This window comes from Microcoleus sp. D3_18a_C4 (assembly GCF_036702415.1).
In the GTDB taxonomy this organism is placed as follows: Bacteria; Cyanobacteriota; Cyanobacteriia; order Cyanobacteriales; family Microcoleaceae; genus Microcoleus.
On the sequence record NZ_JAUBTI010000088.1, the window covers coordinates 1 to 19,147 of the forward strand.

Here is a 19,147-nt window from a genome sequence, read left to right on the forward strand (position 1 = left end):
AGCGTCCCCGCTCGCGTATTGTACAATACGCGAGCGGGGACGCTCGCACTGTAAATGCAAAACTGAGATGCTCCCGGCGGACATGGTATAATTCTTGATATTGTAGGGTGCCTCAGCCTACGATAATTTGAATATGAGCTAGATCATAGAAAGATTTGGGAAAATTTGGCAAACTGAGAGTAAGGTTAAATAGGAGGTCAATTCAATGACCAATACTGCTCTGAATTTTAAGACTGCACCGGGACATGAAGTGCTCGCGGCGGCTGGCAAGAAAATGCTGAGGCCGGGGGGGAAACTTGCTACGGAACAGTTATTTGAATGGGCGGATTTTCAGCCTGGGGAGACTGTTTTGGAGTTGGCTGCTAGTTTTGGATATAGTTCGATCGCCCTTGTTGAACGTTTTGGCGTAAAAGTAGTGGGAGTTGAGAAAAATCCCGACAGTGTAGCCCGCGCTCGTGCTAATGTTGCAGCAGCCGGTTTGAGCGATCGAGTGGAAATTGTGGAAGGAGATATTTTTCAGTTGGATCGGATTTCCCAACAGTTTGATTGGGTGTTGGCTGAAGCTATCCTGACAATGCAGTCGCCGTCGGGGAAAGCTAAAATTGTATCGGGAATTTGCGATCGTTTAAAACCAGGTGGCAAGTTTCTCTCTCACGAACTTTTAGCTAGAAACCGAGAATCAGAAATTCACAAAGCTTTATCAGAAGTGACGCGGGCTAATTCAACGCCTTTGTCTGAGTCTGGCTGGATTGCTGTTTACCAAAACGCGGGTTTGCAAGTAGAAAAGTGTCAAAGTGGGGCGATGGGACTCCTCAATTTGTCGCGAATGCTGCAAGATGAAGGGTTTGTGGGTACTGTGCGGATTTTGTGGAATATTTTAAGTCGATCGCAAATTCGCGATCGTATCTTAGCAATGCGTCGAGTTTTCCAGCATTACCAACAGGATCTAGGCTACATCGTTATCTCTGCCAAAAAACAATCTTAACAAAGTCAATCGATTTTCGATTTTCGATTGAAGAAAGTGAAGCCACTGATAAATTCGAGACTTGTGACCAAATTAATTAATTGTCAAAAACTATGACTACTACTCTTTTACCGCTACAATCTTCAGCAATCCAACTCCGAGACGCCATTGAATATCCCGCCGCCGGAGTCTTGAACAAAATTTTAGTCAAAGACAAGAATTGTCAGTACAGTTTATTTTGTCTGGCAGCAGGAACGGAAATTTCCGAACACTCTTCGGCACGGAATGCCACAGTTAATGTCATCGAAGGAAAAGGTATTTTGACTTTGGAAGGCAAGGATATTGTTTTGGAACCGGGGGTATTTGTCTTCATGCCCGGTCAAGCTCTTCACGCTTTGAAAGCCGAAGAAAATTTGGCGTTTATTTTGACACTTTCCGAGCCTCATTAATCCCATAAATATTGCTGTAGGGGCGGGTTTTACCAACCATACTTGCCTAAAATCAATAATCTCATAAACCCGCCCCCCACAACCCGTGAATCGGGGCGGGTTTATGTAGATAGTGAGTTGCAGTCAAATATTGTTTGTGAAATCATGTCCCGTAGCATCATCAGTTGGGGCGGGGCGGGTTTACGAGATTGTTAGTTTGAGACGTAAATTGTTGGTAAAACCCGCCCCTACGAGCCTTGGGATTTTAACATTTATTCTATTTCATCTCCAGAGGCGACATCCTCCAATTTTTCCCAATCTAATATAATAATTTTACCGCCTCGACTGTAGGAAACAAACGGCTTGAGTTTCTTAAATAACCGCACGCATTCTTCGTAGGTAATGCCAATACTGCGAGCAATTTGATAGTAGGGAAAACGTTTTTCTAAACATACACTATTATCCGCAAGCTTCGTACCTTGCGCGACGGCAAAGTAATGAATAAATCGGGCCAGCCGCACGATCGCCCTTTCCGACACCAAACCGTGCACTGTCTCGTGCAGTTGCTGCAACCGCTGATTAAACACCGCCAATATTCGCAAAGCAATCTCAGGATTTTCCCGAATTGCTGCTAGCAAAACTTCCCGTTCTGTGGTAAGAACTTCCACATCAGTTTCTGCAGTCACCGTTGCGGGGGCAATGCCGTTGCCTAGCAAAGCAGGTGCGGCAAAAATATCTCCCTGAAATAAAGTGCGGAGAATTGTTTCTTTGCCCGCCGCCGCTGTTTTTGCAACCCGCAGAGAACCGCTCAAAAGAGTGTATAATTTTTCCGGGATGCGATCGCCCTCATACATCACAACTTCTCCCTGTCGGTAACTCCGAATTGCTGTATGTTCTTGCAATCCCTCTAATTCAGTTTGGTTTAAGCTGGTAAATATTCCAATTTTAGCCAGTTGCTCAACAGTTGATTTCATACCTTTAACTCTACCCGATCCGAGTCCATTGAGAGTATAGTAACGGTGAATTCAGAATATATCGAAACAAGCAGAGCCATCTACGAAAATGCAGAACCAGAATATCGGCGATATTATTTTGATGAGATAGCTGGCGGATTTGTGCTAATTCACCAACAACACAATCTTAATAATTCAGAAAGTTTTGTCGCTGAAGTTTTGGCTAAAATGGGAAAGAGAGTTACGCTGTTGAGCGAGCAAGCAGCAGAGGGTGTGAGAACGCCAGACGCTGAGATAGACGGTCAGATTTGCGAATTTAAGGAGTTAACAGAATCTACGAGGAACATCAGGTATCGAGTTCAAGAAGGAATCAGCAGGGCAAAAAATCAAGGTGCATCAGTAGTTATTTTTCACATCAACCGAGAAAATTACGAGGTCTGGAAAATCAACGCTGGCATCAAACAAGGTCTGTTTTGGGATACCCAAAACCAGATTCAACAAATAACTTTTGTTGCCAACAGCAAACAAATTCAAATCATTACAAGGGAAGACTGGCAAAATGGAAGACCATTTCAGCGAATTTAAAGAAATCGTAGAGTGCGGGTTGAAAAATAATATGCCGCGAGATGCTAAACTAATTACTGTAGGCCAAATTTTATATGCTGTTACCCGCGATGATCTAACCATAAAAGAAGGTTGGCAGCTTGAAGAGATGATGGGTGGCCGAACACAGTGGGAAGAGGCACTTGAGTATAGTATTTTTGGCTATCCAGTAGATACCGCAATGCCATCTTTAGATAAACCTCTGGTTATCGCAGGCAAAACTTTTCATTCTCGCTTGATGACGGGGACGGGAAAATATCGCAGCATCGCAGAAATGCAGCAAAGCGTCAACGCTAGCAGGTGCGAAATTGTTACCGTGGCTGTGCGGCGAGTGCAAACAAATGCTCCGGGGCATGAAGGATTGGCAGAGGCTCTCGATTGGACTAAAATCTGGATGCTGCCAAATACTGCTGGTTGTCAAACTGCGGATGAGGCAATTAGAGTAGCTCGTTTAGGGCGGGAAATGGCGAAACTTTTAGGGCAAGAAGACAATAATTTTGTCAAATTAGAAGTGATTCCCGATGCTAAATATTTGCTGCCAGATCCGATCGGCACTTTGGAAGCTGCAGAACAATTAGTTAAAGAAGGTTTTGCCGTTTTGCCCTACATCAATGCCGATCCCTTGCTAGCCAAACGCCTCGAAGAAGTCGGTTGTGCGACAGTCATGCCTTTAGGTTCGCCCATCGGTTCAGGGCAAGGGATCAACAATGCGGCCAACATTCAAATAATTATTGACACCGTGAAGGTTCCTGTGGTTGTCGATGCGGGGATCGGAACCCCCAGCGAAGCAGCCAGAGCAATGGAAATGGGAGCCGATGCACTGTTGATTAATTCCGCGATCGCCAATGCCCAAAATTCCCCGGCAATGGCAAAAGCAATGGGAATGGCCGCAGAAGCGGGGCGGATGGCGTACTTAGCAGGCAGAATGCCGATCAAAGATTACGCGATCGCCTCTTCTCCGCAAACAGGCACTGTCACATCCAAATAAATTCCTGAATTTTCCTGGGCGCTTTTTTGGTAGAGTTGTAAACATCAAAAATATTAAGGATTGTGACTGATGCCTTACATCAAAGATGACGATGGACGCCTGAACAACTTTGCTAAAGAGCCGAAGGTGTATGAAGCCGTACCTCCCAACAAAAATCAGCAACGCAACTACATCATCATGGGTATTGCAGCAGCCATGTTAGTCGCCGGTTTGGTGTACGTGGCTGCCTCCGTCTGAAAACTGGCCTGAGACTCAAAGCTGCTTCAAATCGCAATTTTAAATAATCCTTCGAGAAACCATGTTTTCCTTTCCCAAGGAAACATGGTTTTTGTGTTTCAATACAAAGCAGGGAGTTGCGACAATCCTGAAGCGTGCCGAGCGAGCCCGAAAGCTAAATAAGACCAGCATAAATTTGGTGTTTTCCTCTCGGCTGTAGGGTTCAGGGACTTGGGTTGCACTTAATCACACTGGTTCGCCACCCACATAAAATTGCCAATTGAAAATCTACAATCCTTTAGTCATCACCGGTGCGATTGACAATCAAGCATCCAGGATACAAGCCACGTGATTCATCCGTCCAGAAATAAAAAACCTGTATCCGATAAAGGAGCCTCCGAATTTATCCGTGGGGTCAAGGCTTCAATCTAAAATCTAAAATCTAAAATCTAAAATCGATTGACTGCCTTCGGGGCGCAAGTTGTGAGTTATGAGCGATCGAGATTTCAACTCTCAACTCTACAATCTAAAATCTACAATCCAAAATCTAAAACCTAAAACCTAAAATCTAAAATCTAAAATCGGCTGATCCTGATGTCTATTCCTTCCCAAAAAGTTTCTAGCTCGAACAAGCTGATCTACCAACGCTTGAAACAGGCGATCGACCTCAATTTACGCCGTCAAATTTTTATCGCCGCCTGCGACGACTTGTGCTTGCGGGACTGTCTGGCAGCCCGCTTACACACAGAATTAGTCGCAGAGAGCGCAGGCTCCGATCCTCGCTCCCCGATCGACTACCCCCGATTTGTCAGTTTGGAACTCGACTTGAGCGAGCCAAATCCTTGGGGTTCGATCGCCGCGTGGCTCACCCAACACCCACCGCCGCAAAACAGAGGCAGCTACAGCCGTTTGCCGGGATTTCAAATTATCGGGGCAGAACACCTGACCAGGCAGTCAGCAGCCGTGCAGTGGTCGTTCCTGAGCTATTTGAGGGACATTGAAGCAAACCTGCAATTGTGCGAGTCTGCTCTGTTGCTGTGGGTGTCGCGGCCCTGGCTGAGTTCGATCGAACAATCGGCCCCAGAATTTTGGCACTGGCGAACCGGAGTATTTGAGTTTGAAGGCGAACCAACTCCAGCTAAGGGAGACTTGGGGCACTTTGAAGACTTCGGGAACTCAGGAGACTTGCGAAACTTGCGGGACAGCGGAGACTTTGGTAACAAACTTTTAATATCTTCTTTGTCTGGACAATCCCCAATTCCCGATGAACAATTCCCAATTTCCTATCCCCCGTCCCCAGGGCCAGATTCTAAATCCCTCCCATTGGCAGATGACGAACAATCCCCAATTTCCTATACCCCGTCCCCAGCGCCAGATTCTAAATCCCTGCAACTGGCAGATTTGGTGCTAGCAGCGGCTTCTGAGGATTTGGAAGCCGAAAATAATGCCGCATCAGAGGAGAATTTTCTACCGCTGCAAACCCTGCAATACATCGAACTGCTGCAAGAACATCAGTGTTGTTCCGAAGCATTGGCTTTGGCTTATCACGGTTTGGGAAATTACTACCGCGATCGCATTCTGGGCGGAGACGTTTCAGAGCAAAACCTGACAATCGCCATTCGCGCGATCGAACAAGTGATTGCGTATCTCGACGTTGACAGCAACTCGCAGCAAAATCAACCACTAACTGAGGAATGCGCGCGGCTGATTGCCCAATTGACAGAAAATTTAACTCAGTACGCCCAGGAGTCCCACAGCCTACCGCCAATTTCCGATCTGCTCAACGATCTCGGCACTCTCTACTGGATGCTGTCGCGCGATCGCACCAATGCCCTCAACGCCTCAGATCCAGTATCCAGCCTTGAACGCAGCATCGCCCTCTACCTTGAAGGTTTGAACCGAACAGATGCCGAAACCGTACCCCAAACCCGCGTTAGATTAAACAAAAATTTGGGAATCGCCTCGGCCGATTTAGCCCGCTATCGAGACAAGACAGAGAACTTGCAGCACGCAGTTGCAGCTTACCAACAAGCGCTGCTGGATCTAGACCCCGCCGTGGAGCCTCAGCAGTACGCTGCTGCTCAGAATAATTTGGCGACAGCATACTGGAATTTAGCCCAAGATGGTGAGCCGATCGTATATCTCAAAAGCGCGATCGCAGCTTACACCCAAGCCCTCTCCTGTTACAGTCCCGAACGAGAACCCCTCAACTATGCCGGAGTGCAAAACAACCTTGGTACCGCCTGCTGGAACCTCGCCCAGCACCAACCCTCAGAACCCCTGCTAGTCAGGGCGATTTCCGCCTACCGCGAAGCATTGAAATACCGCACCCGAGAATTAGTACCTGCAGCAGCCGCCGCCACCTACAACAATCTCGGTACCGCTTATTGGCATTTGGCGAACCACTTCCAGCAGAAACAGGCGCGGACGGAATCATTGCAGCAGGCGATTACCGCCTACGAAGCCGCCCTGGATATTGCCGGAGAGATCGATCGAACCAAACTCACTTTTGACGCCTTGGCCGCCCGCAACAATCTCGGACTAGCCCACTATCAACTAGCCACAGACCCAGATTTCGCCGCTAACAAAGTCGCACAGACAAGCCATCTAGAAGCAGCACTGCAGCACCAGTTGCAAGTGTGCGCCGAATGGGGACAATATCTCAATGACAAAGGGTTAATATATGGGGATAAACTCAACCTGCAAGCCCCGGCAAACTCCCAAGCTGCTGATTCCCGGCAAACAGCATTGAGCTATATTGTCAAAACGATTAGAGCTTTCTATAGTGAATGTGGGCTGCCCGGCCAAAATTTAGCCTTATCCAAAGTTCCCGGAGATTTATTGCCCGAAATCTTGCGTAGGTTATAAATATGGCTATAACTATTAAAAGCTCAATTTTTTCGAGATTTGTATCCAGTTTTCTATTATTATGGCTGAATCTTCTTGCCTAATTCTTCAAGCAAACTTGTGGTCATGGCCCCTGTAAAAATCCTTGTGGTTGATGACGACCCGGCAATCCGAAATTTAATTCACCGTTTTTTGAGCCAGCAAGGTTATCAAGTTGAGTCTGGCGAGGACGGTGAGACTGGTCTGGAATTATTTGAGCAACTCAATCCTGACTTAGTAGTTCTAGATGTAAATTTACCTGATACAACTGGTTACAAACTGTGTCAAGAAATGCAAAGACGCACGGGCGTGTTTGTGTTGATGCTGACTGCCCGAACCGATGAAGCTGACAAAATGAAAGGGTTTGCCGAAGGTGCTGACGACTACATTACTAAACCTTTTAGTCTTGTAGAGATTGGAGCTCGCGTTGCAGCAATTTTGAAGCGCAAACGCATTGTTACTCCCGCCGAACAACAAAGTCTTACTTTTGGAGAGCTACTAATAGATCCGGTTCGCCGCGAGGTAATTCTCGGCAGTCAGATAGTTGCTTTGACTGCTTTAGAATTCGATCTGCTGTACTGTTTGGCCAGCAAACCCGGTCGCGTATGGAGGCGATCGGAATTGCTGCATGAAGTGTGGGACTACGAGTATGTAGGAGCCGATCGCGTGGTGGATGTCCATATCGGTCAAATTCGTCGCAAAATTGAACTAGATCCCAATCAAATGCCGATGATTCAAACCGTCAGGGGGGTGGGTTACAAGTTTGAGCCAACAACCTAGTAGCATTCGCCGGCACGTCCGTCGGCACACCAGGCAGAAGGCTGTATAGGGGCGGGTTCACCAATATCTCTGATTAACATCCTCGATATGTGTAAACCCGCCCTCCCACACAATAATTCAGATCGATCGAGTATCTGATTGTTTGTTCTGCAAATAGTCGCCCACTTCTCGTGCAAGATCGGAACCCCTTCGCACGCAATCTCCCAAAGCCACGCCGCCAACGTAGTTACTGCACAAATACAGCCCAGGCAAAGATTTTAAGCCTTCATCGATTTGTTGCAGGCGATCGAAATGCCCCAAATTGTACTGAGGAATCGCCCGCTTCCACACATTCACCGCTAAAACTTTAGGCTGTGGCACATCTGGTTTCAGCAAAATCCGAGACAAATCTCGGTGCACCTCCCGAACGATTTCTTCTGAGTCGAGATTGCCAATTTCCGAGTCTGTAGCCCCGCCGATGAAACTGGTGAGAGTGTGCCAGCCCGCAGGCGTGCGATCGGCAAATAAACTTGATGTCCAAATCGTCCCCAGAGTGCGAATTCCCTGCCCCCTCGGAATTAAATTTCCAAAACCTACTAATTTTTCCTTGACATCAGACTGCGGATATGCTAATACCACGCAGGCAACCGTAGGATAAGTAAAAGCTTGTAAAGCGCTGGTAACTTCGGGTTGCAGAGGCTGCAACAGATCGGCTGTAACATAAGCCGGCGTTGTCAAAACCACGGTACGCGCCTCAACTTCCTGCTGTCCGTCGGGCGTGGAGAATACAGCAATGTAAGTTTCGCGTTCTGTACGATCGAGGCGAGTCAGGTGCCAGTTGAGTTTCACTCGATCGCCCAATTCAGCAGCGATCGCCTCTGGCAAAGCCTTCAACCCCTGTTTGAACGAACCCAACTCCCCCGGTCTAGTCTTAGGAACATTCGGGTCTGCAGGCATTTTCTTCGGTCTGTTTTTAGCAGAAAGCAGCGCCCCCGCCATCAGCCCGCCACCCAGATCAGCCATCTTTGCTACCCGGCCAAAAGCCGCCGCCGCGCTAAGTTGTTGCGGATCGCCCGCATAAACCCCAGAAACAAAAGGTTCCACCAACCGCTGCATCACTTCCTGCCCCAGATGACGGCGGAAAAATTGAGAAACAGTTTCCTCGTTACCCTGCTGCGAAAGTCCAGCGCCCATTGCCGGCGCGACAAATCCCAAAGCCCCGAACAACGCCCGCAGTTTCCCCGGAAAACTCAGCAACTGAGACTGAATCATCGCCGGTGGAGTCATCGGCACCGGTTGCAGCTTTTTTTGCCAATACACAAAACGAGGCAATTTGCGATCGGCAAAAATCAACTCCTGCTTCAATCCCACATCCACAGCCAACTTCATCAATTCCGGCGTCGGCGAAAAACTGTTCGGGCCCTCCTCCCAGAGAAACCCCCCCGCTGTCACAGTGGTGATGTTCCCGCCCACACGTCCCTGACTCTCAGCGACTAAAATCTTTAGCGAGGATGGATTCGTTGCTTCCTTGTGAAGTGCGTGCGCCAAACTCAAACCGCTAATACCCGCACCCACAATCAAGGTATCTAATAGTTCCATATTACATAGAAAAATATCGCAATCTTTATGTTACATGGGTTTGCACGGCTTGCGTTCTTTGCTTCGCGTACTGCCAAACCGCTTTCAGATTACCGAATCGGGAATTGGGAATCGGGAATTGGGAATTGGAAATCGGTAAGCTGTCGGGCATTTCTTAAGCATTTTTCTCGCAGGTTGTGGATTAACCTCTGCCCACCTCCCCGTCTCCCCGTCTATCCATCTCGCTTTTGTATCCGCTGGGTCTGGTGTAAAAAAAGACCATCTGCTGTTATTAAGCTATCTTCCCAAAAATACTATTTCTTTAAAATTTTTGTATTATAGGCAACAGCGCCGAAAATTGCACTGGGAAACGCAGCAGTAAAGTGTCCAAAAAGATTTGAGTGGGTTAAACTAACTTTAGGAAAATTTTAGAGCTTAAGCAAGTCAGCACCCCGCTCTGAAGAGATGGGGCTTTATGCCCTAATCAAAAGAGAAAGTTGACCAGCGATCGTCTTAACTGATTACGTTATCAAAAATATGGGTGTAAGCCCAAGCTGCTATGCGATCGCGCGTGAAATATTTAAAACGGTAATTGTTCCGTTGAAAGTAGATCATAAAAGTACCAAGCGACCAAGTAGCCCGGTGTAGCAATAATCAATATTCAAGGCGGTTAAAACGGCCTGATGAGTGTTTCCTCGATCGGTCTACTCACATCTTGCACCATTCTCAAGAACAGGCAAGATGCCTGTTCCACAAAGAGTTAATTTCTTGTGGGTTGGGCATCCTGCCCGCTCATAAAAGCTTATTGAAAATGGTGCAACAGATGAGCCTGAAGACACGAGGTTTCCACAATACTAAGCTTTTCTCATGAAAAAATACCCATGCAGGAAGTTATCAACTTGTTTCAGTCTTTTTTCTCTAACTCTGTTGATGCTTTCCTAGAGTGCGATCGACAGCAAAAGTACCTATCGATCAATCCAGTCGCTGCTGCTTGGATGGGATTGGAGCCTGCTGAAATAGTCAACAAAACTAATCAGGAATTATTAAAATTATATCCCAATAATGCTGCTGTCAAAAATATAATCTCGCAGATTGATTCTTGCCTGCAACAAGTATTTATTACCGGGGAAAAACGGCTGGCAATTCATGAGGTGACGACGGCAGACGGCGGGATTAAAATTTACGAAACTGCTTACACGCCAGCGGTGGATGCCTCTAGCAAGCAGATGCGGGTTTTGGGCGTCGGTAGAGATATCACCAGGCACTACCGCTGGCAGCAGCAGAAAACTCAACAGTTACGCCGATCGAACCATTTACTGTGGTTGAATGCAGCTAACAGTCCCCTGGCAATGGTGGGCTGGGATGAAGATTTTCGCATAGTTCAATGGTCTAAACGCGCCGAGGAAATCTTTGGCTGGACAGCCGATGATATGATGGGCAAGCAGTTCGGCGATTTGGCTTTGATTTGCGAGGAAGATCGAGAGGCTGTAAGCGCGATCGAGCTTGAACTAGCCACTGGCAACGGCAATACTTCAATTAACCGCAACTATACTAAAAGCGGACAGGTAATTTGGTGTCGCTGGTTCAACTCAATTATTCGCAGCGGCGACACTTTTACCGTGCTTTCTTTGGTGGAAGATATCACCGATCGCAAACGGTTGGAAGCAGAAAAAGCCCAAGCTTCTCGCCTCACAGCAATGGTAGCCGATGTGGGTATTGCCCTCACCAAACACCCTGAAGATATCCTGCTTCCCTGCTGCGAGGCAATGGTGCGAAATCTCGATGTCGCTTCTGCTGAAATTTGGACTTTCAACTCTCAACATAATGTTTGCCAATTGCAAGCAGCCTCGGGAATATACAGTCGCACAGACGATCGGGCTAGGTTTATTGAAAGTAAGGTTAACTCGATCGCCAAACAGCAAAAACCGGAATTTGACTGTGGATTTGAACTGAATAATTTTGGACTCCCAGAGGAAGAATCCGCGAAAGCAACAGATGAGCAAAGTTCCGAAGTAGCAATTATCAATGCCAGTCAAAAGCCGACAAATTGCCCAATCCCCAAGCAAATTCTCACCTTCGCCGGCTACCCTTTAATAGTCGAAGAACGGCTGGTGGGAGTAATGGTAATTATCAGCAGCCAGCCGCTGACAGCACCGTTTCAGGAAACTTTAGCATCGGTTGCGGATGTCATTGCTTTAGGCATCGAACGCAAGCGTGCAGAATCTGAATTAAAATCAGCTAGAGGGTTCCTCAATTCCGTAGTAGAAAATCTGCCGGTGGGAGTTTTTGCTAAAGATGCTTCTTCGCTGAAATTTGTGCTGTGGAATAAAGCGGGAGAAACGATCGCAGGTGTTACCTCTCAAGAGGCGATCGGCAAAAATGACTACGATATTTACCCCAAAGAACAAGCTGATGTTTTTACTGCTCAAGACAGGGAAATATTGACCGGTGAACACAACCAATCTACTGTTAAAGACATAGGCGAAGAGCCGATCCAAACTCGCCACAAAGGTATGAGAATACTGCACACCCGCAAAGTGCCAATTCTCGACGCCACAGGCCGTCCTCAGTACGTTTTGGGGATTACTGAAGATATTACCGAACGCAGGCAGGTAGACGAAAGCGTGCGCCTCTACGACCAAATTGTCGAGAATATGCAAATTGGTTTGTACGTCTACCATTTAGAAAATATAGACGATGACAGCACTCTCAGGGCGATCGCCTCCAATCCTGCAGCTACCCTATTTACCGGATTAGAAATGGCGGATGTTTTGGGAATGACAATCGACGAGATTTTTCCCCACCTGCGATCGAAAAACATTCCCCAAGCATTTGCTTCGGTAATTCGCACCCAGAAAGCCGTAGAACTTGAAGATATTGAGTGCGATGAAGGGGGTCGAATAACTCGCGCTTTTTCTATTAAAGCTTTTCCATTACCCAACAACTGCGTCGGTGTTGCTTTTGAAAACATTACTGCTCGCAAGTGCCTAGAACTACAACTGCAGGCGTCTTTGGAAAAAACCGAACGTTCCGAACAACTCCTGCGTACAGTAATAGACAAAACTAGCGACTGGATTTTTGCCAAAAACAAAAGTTTTCGCTATATTTTGGCAAACCAGAGTTTCGCTCAAGCAATTGGTAAAACAGTCGAAGAAATAATTGGCAAATCCGATTTAGAATTAGGATTTTCAGAAGAAATCGTGTTTGGTAATTTGGCCAAAAATATCCGAGGATTCCGCACAGACGACTCTGCTGTATTGGTCGGCGAAATCATCCACAATCCCTGCGATCCGGCAACTATTGCTGACGGTTCAGTACATATTTTTGATACCCAAAAACTTCCCCTGCGCGACGCTGAAGGTAATGTATTTGCAGTGCTAGCTTTCGCTCACGATATTACCGAACGACATGAATCGGAAGCAGCTTTGCGTAGAAGTGAATCCAGATTTAGGTCTTTGGTAGCTAATATTCCCGGAGTGGTTTATCGCTGGAAGTGCGATTTTTCGACTAATTTTATTAGCGATGCCGTTTACTTATTAACGGGCTACCATGCGGCAGATTTTATTTGGCTTTTGGACAGGAGATGCCGGACTTTTGCTAGCATTATTTACCCGGAAGATTTGGCCAAAGTAGAAGCAACTATTCGGCAAGGCATAGAAAACAAAGAGTCTTATAACTTGGAATACCGCTTGCTAGCAGCAGACGGCACGGTTAAATGGGTGTGGGATAAGGGTTCTCCTGTGTTTGACGCAGATGGAAACGTTTGCTATTTGGACGGGGTGATTTTTGATATTAGCGATCGGTACTACGCCGAGGAAGCATTGCGCCAAAAAACTTTAGAGTTAGAAGCAGTTTTTCGCGCTTTGCCTGATTTGTATTTTCGACTAGATGCTGACGGTATAATCGTGGATTATTTGTCAGGAACTTCTTCGAGTTTATACGTACCTCCCGAACATTTTATCGGCCAACGAATCACAGACATATTGCCACCCAATGTCGCCGGCCAATTTGCCCAAGCAATCTTTGAAATTTCCGCAACAAGAAATTCAATCGATATAGAATATTCGCTTTTCGTGTCGGAAGGAGAAAAAACTTATGAAGCCCGACTGTTGCCGTTTAATTCCGATCAGATTATTATTCTAGCCCGCAATATTACCCAGCGCAAACAAGCCGAAGCTCAATTAAAACATAAAAATCGCCAGCTAGAGCAAACATTGAAACAATTAGGCAGGACTCAAGCTCAACTAATTCAAGCGGAAAAAATGTCGGGTTTGGGACAGCTAGTGGCGGGAATCGCTCACGAAATCAATAATCCTGTCAGTTTTATTTACGGTAATATCACTTACGCTAGTGAGTATGCCAAGAACTTGCTGGAACTGTGCAGTTTGTACCACGCACACTACCCGGAACCTGTTGCTGTTATCCAAGATTGGGCAGAAGAAATAGAACTGGAATTCATGAAAGAGGATTTCCCGCACCTGCTGACTTCAATTCAAACTGGAGCCGATCGAATTCGCCAAATAGTTCTGTCTTTGCGTAACTTTTCCCGCCTGGAAGAATCCGATCTTAAGCGTGTTAATATTCACGAAGGAATAGAGAGTGCTCTGTTAATTTTGCAACACAAGATTAAAGAAAATGGTAGAAATCGTCCTATTCAGATAGTTAAAGAATATGGGAAATTGCCGCAGATACAGTGCTACGTGGGACAGTTAAATCAAGTGTTTATGAATATTTTAAATAATGCTATTGATGCTTTAGCGAATGTCAGGCAGAGGAAGTTGGAATTGGCGACTTATGTGGAAGAGGAAGGGCAAGATTTTGCTAGTTTACCTTTAAGTTGCGACACATTGCCTTCGATTCGGATTCGCACGGAGGTGTTGGAGAATAATCGGGTTGCGATCGTAATTTCCGATAACGGGTGTGGAATGGCAGAGTCTGTTAAAGGTCGGGTATTTGACCCGTTTTTTACTACTAAACCAGTAGGCAAAGGTACAGGTTTGGGACTGTCTATCTCCTATCAGATTGTGGTGGAAAGACACGGAGGGACGCTGCAGTGCATTTCCGCGCCTGGAGAGGGAACTGAATTTGCGATCGAGATTCCAATTCGGCAGAGGTAATGAGTCATTGGTAAGTGGTAGTTGCACCATAAAAATGATAATCTAATTAAAGGTTGTAAAAGTCAGGAATATTAGCATGGTATACAAAAGCATACATACTTCTAATGCCGTTGCAAAACCAATTAAAGATGATGAGGATGATGATGATTCCTACGTTGACTATTTTTATGACGATCAGGGGGCTCCGCCGGGAACTCTCGACTTAGAACCCGATGCGCCGCCTCCGGAGATTGTATTAATTGATTATTGCGAAACAGCCGCAACTCGCGCCCACTTGGCAAATCCTCAAGAAGGTGCTGCGTATTTAGATACAGCATCTGTTTCTTGGGTGGATATGTTGGGATTAGGAAACAAAGAAACTTGGCGGCAAATGGCCGAAGTATTTAATTTGCACGTAATGGCTCAGGAAGATGTAGTTAATGTTCCCCAGCGACCGAAAGTTGTAGATTATGAAGAACACATTTTAATCATTGCTTGGATGGTGATGCTGCATCCAGAATCCGATACTTTTCATAAAGAACAAGTAAGTTTTATTTTGGGCAAGCATTACCTGCTAACTGTTCAGGAAGAACCCGACTATGATTGTTTTGGACCAGTACGCGATCGCATTCGTAAAGGACAAGGAATGATTCGCAAACACGGAGCCGATTATCTGGCTTATACTCTGTTAGATTCGATTATAGATGGCTTCTTCCCTGTATTAGAAGTTTATGGAGAGCGCATTGAACAATTAGAGGATGAAGTGGTGCTAAACCCCACCCGCAAAACCCTGGAAAAAATCTATAAAATCCGGCGCGAATTGCTGACTCTGCGCCGCGCCATTTGGCCGCAGCGGGATGCAATTAATGTTTTGATTCGAGATAGCAGTGATTTGATTAGTCCAGAGGTGCGAATTTACCTGCGCGACTGTTACGATCACACAGTGCAGGTGATGGATATGGTGGAAACCTATCGAGAGTTGTCTTCGGGTTTGATGGATGTTTACTTGTCTTCGGTTGGTAATAAAATGAATGAAATCATGAAATTGCTGACGGTGATTTCGAGTATATTTATTCCTCTAACTTTTGTTGCGGGAGTATACGGGATGAATTTCAATACCGAGAAATCGCCCTGGAATATGCCAGAACTGAATTGGTATTTTGGCTATCCGCTTTGTTGGGCGATCATGGTAGCGATCGCCTCTGGTTTAGTTTACTTCTTCTGGCGGCGCGGCTGGTTTGATAATTTTTCTACTGTGAAAGATGACTCATTAAAGTAACCGAATTGAAGATTTGAGATTGGGGATTAAAGATTGAAGAATCCAAAATCCTGTTATGTAAAAAGGTTTCCTGCCCCTAGTTGAATCCGTGCGATAAATCCTGGCATGATAATTGCCAACTTTTGGACCCCCTGATTCATCCGTGAGTGAATTTAAGGGGAGTTGCAGGGAAATTTAATTGTTGGGCGGGCCTTCGGGCCCACAGTACAAGAGTTTGAATAAACTGAGATGTTGCACCATTGTCAAGAACAGGCTTTCCGGCCTGTTCCACAAGAGATGAATTTTATTGTGGAACAGGCCGGAAAGCCTGTTCATAAAAAGCTTATTGACAATAGTGCCAGATGTGAGAATAAACACAAATGTCCAAATTAAGTGGGCGACAAGTTAAAATATTCAATCTCAAATCCCACATTGATTGACGAACGATCGCGTACAATAAATCTGGGGAAAAAGTAGGCGCAGGCGGTTGCGGATTAGCGAAAGCTTGTCTGAGGAAAGTCCGGGCTCCCGAAAAACCAAACTTGCTGGGTAACGCCCAGTGCGAGCGATCGTGAGGATAGTGCCACAGAAAGATACCGCCAATTAGTCATTAGTCAGCAGTCATTGGTCATTAGGAAGTAACTGAGGATTTTTGACTGGGAAGCAACCACTAATTTGGTAAGGGTGCAAAGGTGCGGTAAGAGCGCACCAGCAGCATCGAGAGGTGCTGGCTCGGTAAACCCCAGTTGGGAGCAAGGTCGGAGGGACTATGGTTGGTTTTTTACCAGTTCCGTTTTTTGGTACCGCTTGAGGCGTCTGGTAACAGGCGTCCCAGATAGATAACTGCCCTCGAAAACTGCTTGCAGTTGAGAGAACAGAACCCGGCTTATGTCCGACTTTTTCCCCCCCCATTTAATTAAAATTACCGCTTGGGAATCAGGTCAACAAATCTTTTCGACCTGTTTTATGTTGGGTAATGTGTGCAGTGCACACCCGGAGGAAGATTTTGGGTAAGGTGCACCATAAGCACCCGGAGGAATATTTAGTCTTTCAACTAATTTTTTTTTATTAATATGAATCTGATCCCAGTTAAAAAAAATAATGCAACTTTTGAAAAGCTCCAAACCCGGATAGTAATCCGTGATTCCCACTTCTAAAATCTAAAATCTAAAATCTAAAATCTAAAATGGTATGATTTATCCGGGTCGCCAAAAGCAACTTGAAACATTAATTCAAAAATTGGGACTGACGAAGAATGCTTCGATAAAATGGCATCTCCTCGATTTAGCTTTGACTCATGCGAGCGCGTCAGCTAAGGCAAATTACGAGCAACTAGAGTTTGTCGGGGATGCAGTTGTGCGGCTGGCTGCGTCGGAATTGTTGTTTGAGATTTATCCTGACTGTACAGTGGGGGAATTTGCTGCTATTCGATCGATCTTGGTGAGCGATCGCATTCTTGCTAAAATCGCTGAAAGTTACGGGTTCGATCGCTATTTAATTGTTTCCAGCAGCGCCGCCGCAGACAAAACAGGCGCTGAACCCCGGTTGGCCGATGCTTTGGAAGCGGTACTGGCTGCGCTTTATTTGAGTACCCAGAGCTTAGAATTAATTCGCCCTTGGCTAGATTCTCACTTTCAACGCTTAGCAACAGAAATCCGCAGCGATCCGGCCCGCCAAAACTACAAAGCTGCTCTCCAAGAGTTGACTCAAGGCAAATACAAAACTTTGCCCAAATATAGCGTGCAAGAAACTGGGACAGTGCAGGGCGGGGAGGATCGTTTTACCGCAGAAGTTCTCATTCAGGGAAAGTTGGTAGCAGAGGGAAAAGGTCGATCGATCAAAGCGGCCGAACAAGCAGCGGCTCAGGCAGCTTTCAATAAATTAGTTGACAGTTGACAGTTGACTGTTGAATGGTGTTATCAGTTATTGGTTATTTGTTAGGAGCGCGAATTAAATAACTTACAATTTTAATTGTTATTGTGGGATGGGCGTCCCGCCCGTCCAAAAAGGACGGGCGGGACGCCCATCCCACTTTCAAGAGTGGAAGTTATTTAATTCTCATTCCTTAGCTGATACCAATAACCAATAACCAATAACTACTGCAAACAGTCAACAGTCAACAGTGATTTTTTTGAGTAAAAACATAGATAATAATAACAAAATATGCTATAATTGCTGTGCGATTTTTTAAATTATAATTAATGAAAATCGGAATAGCTGTATTGGGTGCCGGTCGCTGGGGAGTTAACCTAATTCGCAACTTTCTCGAACATCCCAACAGCGAAGTTTTAGCGGTGGTAGACCCGAATCGAGATTCATTGGCGGCCGTTCAAAAACAGTTTAATCTTGATGCCTCGGTGATTCTAGCTGCCGATTGGTCTCAAGTGCAAGCCTTGCCGGGACTGCAAGCTGTGGCGATCGCTACTCCAGCTTCCACACACTACACCCTCGCAGCAGCAGCGCTGAAACAAGGCTACCACGTCTTAGCAGAAAAACCCCTCGCCCTCAACCTGACTGAAGCAATAGAACTCTGTCAATTAGCCGAAAAACAGCAGCGGCAACTCTTCGTTGACCACACTTATCTGTTTCATCCAGCAGTCGATCGAGGCCAAAGAATTATTCAACAGCATCAACTTGGAAAATTGCGCTACGGTTACGCCCAGCGCACCCATTTTGAACCGGTGCGCCATGACGTTGATGCCCTTTGGGACTTGGCTATTCACGATATCGCTATTTTCAATACTTGGCTGGAACAAATGCCAATTGAAGTAAGGGCGATCGGCACTGTTTTTCCGAAGGAAGAAGGAAGTTCGGCAACGGATTCTGTAACGGATGTAACGGATGTAAAGGATAGAAGGAACAAGGAAGAAGGAAGAGCGAACCAGGAAGAAGGAATAAATCCAGAAGCAGCAGAAATTGAAAATCAATTTGCTCCTTCACTGCTGACTACTAATCCTGCAGAAAAACTAGCAGATTTAGTTTGGGTAACGCTCACCTATCCCGACGGATTTCAAGCATTTATTCACCTGTGCTGGCTAAATCCCGACAAACAACGGCGCTTAACAGTTGTTGGCAGTTTGGGAACCTTGATTTTTGATGAAATGTCGCCAGAAACTTCCCTGATTTTGCAGCGCGGCAATTCAGATTGGCGAGGGGAAGAGAATAACTCTTTTGAAAGTGCGCTCGCGCCGCAGCCAACTGGCCTGAGACACCGCGAAGTGTTGACTTTAGAACAAGTAGAACCGCTGAGGCGAGTGTGCGATCGCTTCCTCAACTGCGTGCAAACCAATACCCCCTGTCTTACCTCTTCGGGCGCTGCTTCCGTCGAATTAATCCGCATTCTCAGCACTTTGAGCAAATCCCTCGAACTCGGCGGACAGCCCCTAATACCATTTTAGATTTTAGATTTTAGATTTTA

The 19,147-nt window shown here is 46.1% G+C and carries 13 protein-coding genes and 1 other RNA gene; 12 read left to right on the top strand and 2 right to left on the bottom strand.

What is annotated here, in order from left to right:
- The first annotated feature begins 205 nt into the window (after positions 1–205).
- Both QUB16_RS26230 and QUB16_RS26235 read left to right on the top strand, forming a co-directional pair.
- Complete coding sequence (locus QUB16_RS26230) at positions 206–985, top strand: methyltransferase domain-containing protein (protein ID WP_333320689.1); 780 nt, start codon at positions 206–208, stop codon at positions 983–985.
- 92 nt (positions 986–1,077) lie between these two features.
- Complete coding sequence (locus QUB16_RS26235; protein ID WP_333172170.1) at positions 1,078–1,413, top strand: cupin domain-containing protein; 336 nt, start codon at positions 1,078–1,080, stop codon at positions 1,411–1,413.
- 251 nt (positions 1,414–1,664) lie between these two features.
- Here the strand turns inward: QUB16_RS26235 and QUB16_RS26240 are convergent, their stop codons facing one another.
- Complete coding sequence (locus QUB16_RS26240; RefSeq protein WP_333320691.1) at positions 1,665–2,366, bottom strand: Crp/Fnr family transcriptional regulator; 702 nt, start codon at positions 2,364–2,366, stop codon at positions 1,665–1,667.
- Positions 2,367–2,411: 45 nt separating this feature from the next.
- Here QUB16_RS26240 and QUB16_RS26245 point away from each other — a divergent pair, with 45 nt between their 5' ends.
- From QUB16_RS26245 to QUB16_RS26265, 5 genes are all read left to right on the top strand, one after another.
- Entirely contained in the window at positions 2,412–2,930 is a 519-nt protein-coding gene (locus tag QUB16_RS26245) for a CdiA C-terminal domain-containing protein (protein WP_333320692.1), read from the top strand.
- A gap of 199 nt (positions 2,931–3,129) precedes the next feature.
- Positions 3,130–3,936 carry a thiazole synthase gene (locus QUB16_RS26250; RefSeq protein WP_333154621.1) on the top strand — a complete coding sequence of 269 codons (807 nt, stop codon included), beginning with the start codon at positions 3,130–3,132 and terminating at the stop codon, positions 3,934–3,936.
- Between the two features lie 69 nt (positions 3,937–4,005).
- Entirely contained in the window at positions 4,006–4,173 is a 168-nt protein-coding gene (psb34, locus tag QUB16_RS26255; RefSeq protein ID WP_106333461.1) for a photosystem II assembly protein Psb34, read from the top strand.
- Between the two features lie 573 nt (positions 4,174–4,746).
- Positions 4,747–7,020 carry a tetratricopeptide repeat protein gene (locus QUB16_RS26260; protein ID WP_333320694.1) on the top strand — a complete coding sequence of 758 codons (2,274 nt, stop codon included), beginning with the start codon at positions 4,747–4,749 and terminating at the stop codon, positions 7,018–7,020.
- 105 nt (positions 7,021–7,125) lie between these two features.
- Positions 7,126–7,818 (top strand): response regulator transcription factor, encoded by a 693-nt coding sequence (locus QUB16_RS26265; RefSeq protein ID WP_333320696.1) that lies wholly within the window; start codon positions 7,126–7,128, stop codon positions 7,816–7,818.
- A 117-nt stretch (positions 7,819–7,935) separates the two neighbouring features.
- Here the strand turns inward: QUB16_RS26265 and hemG are convergent, their stop codons facing one another.
- A complete protein-coding gene (hemG, locus tag QUB16_RS26270) occupies positions 7,936–9,396 on the bottom strand; it encodes a protoporphyrinogen oxidase (protein WP_333320698.1) in 1,461 nt (486 codons plus the stop codon).
- A gap of 860 nt (positions 9,397–10,256) precedes the next feature.
- On the opposite strand from hemG, the gene QUB16_RS26275 reads away from it, so the two are divergent.
- The 5 genes from QUB16_RS26275 to QUB16_RS26295 all read left to right on the top strand — a co-directional run bounded on the left by QUB16_RS26275 (position 10,257) and on the right by QUB16_RS26295 (position 19,127).
- Complete coding sequence (locus QUB16_RS26275; RefSeq protein WP_333320700.1) at positions 10,257–14,492, top strand: PAS domain-containing protein; 4,236 nt, start codon at positions 10,257–10,259, stop codon at positions 14,490–14,492.
- Positions 14,493–14,568: 76 nt separating this feature from the next.
- Positions 14,569–15,750 carry a magnesium/cobalt transporter CorA gene (corA, locus tag QUB16_RS26280; RefSeq protein WP_333320702.1) on the top strand — a complete coding sequence of 394 codons (1,182 nt, stop codon included), beginning with the start codon at positions 14,569–14,571 and terminating at the stop codon, positions 15,748–15,750.
- A 449-nt stretch (positions 15,751–16,199) separates the two neighbouring features.
- An RNA gene (gene rnpB / locus QUB16_RS26285) (RNase P RNA component class A) lies at positions 16,200–16,633 on the top strand.
- Positions 16,634–16,920: 287 nt separating this feature from the next.
- Positions 16,921–17,625, top strand: coding sequence for a ribonuclease III (rnc, locus tag QUB16_RS26290; RefSeq protein ID WP_333320704.1), 705 nt, complete (start codon positions 16,921–16,923; stop codon positions 17,623–17,625).
- Between the two features lie 305 nt (positions 17,626–17,930).
- Positions 17,931–19,127, top strand: a complete 1,197-nt coding sequence (locus tag QUB16_RS26295; protein ID WP_333320705.1) for a Gfo/Idh/MocA family oxidoreductase — start codon at positions 17,931–17,933, stop codon at positions 19,125–19,127.
- Positions 19,128–19,147: the final 20 nt, after the last annotated feature.

Bases quoted from the DNA above. Each gene is read 5' to 3' on its own strand.
- QUB16_RS26230 (WP_333320689.1), top strand. From the start codon at position 206: ATGACCAATACTGCTCTGAATTTTAAGACTGCACCGGGACATGAAGTG.
- QUB16_RS26235 (WP_333172170.1), top strand. From the start codon at position 1,078: ATGACTACTACTCTTTTACCGCTACAATCTTCAGCAATCCAACTCCGA.
- QUB16_RS26240 (WP_333320691.1), bottom strand. From the start codon at position 2,366: ATGAAATCAACTGTTGAGCAACTGGCTAAAATTGGAATATTTACCAGC.
- QUB16_RS26250 (WP_333154621.1), top strand. From the start codon at position 3,130: ATGCCATCTTTAGATAAACCTCTGGTTATCGCAGGCAAAACTTTTCAT.
- psb34 (WP_106333461.1), top strand. From the start codon at position 4,006: ATGCCTTACATCAAAGATGACGATGGACGCCTGAACAACTTTGCTAAA.
- QUB16_RS26260 (WP_333320694.1), top strand. From the start codon at position 4,747: ATGTCTATTCCTTCCCAAAAAGTTTCTAGCTCGAACAAGCTGATCTAC.
- QUB16_RS26265 (WP_333320696.1), top strand. From the start codon at position 7,126: ATGGCCCCTGTAAAAATCCTTGTGGTTGATGACGACCCGGCAATCCGA.
- hemG (WP_333320698.1), bottom strand. From the start codon at position 9,396: ATGGAACTATTAGATACCTTGATTGTGGGTGCGGGTATTAGCGGTTTG.
- QUB16_RS26275 (WP_333320700.1), top strand. From the start codon at position 10,257: ATGCAGGAAGTTATCAACTTGTTTCAGTCTTTTTTCTCTAACTCTGTT.
- corA (WP_333320702.1), top strand. From the start codon at position 14,569: ATGGTATACAAAAGCATACATACTTCTAATGCCGTTGCAAAACCAATT.
- rnc (WP_333320704.1), top strand. From the start codon at position 16,921: ATGATTTATCCGGGTCGCCAAAAGCAACTTGAAACATTAATTCAAAAA.
- QUB16_RS26295 (WP_333320705.1), top strand. From the start codon at position 17,931: ATGAAAATCGGAATAGCTGTATTGGGTGCCGGTCGCTGGGGAGTTAAC.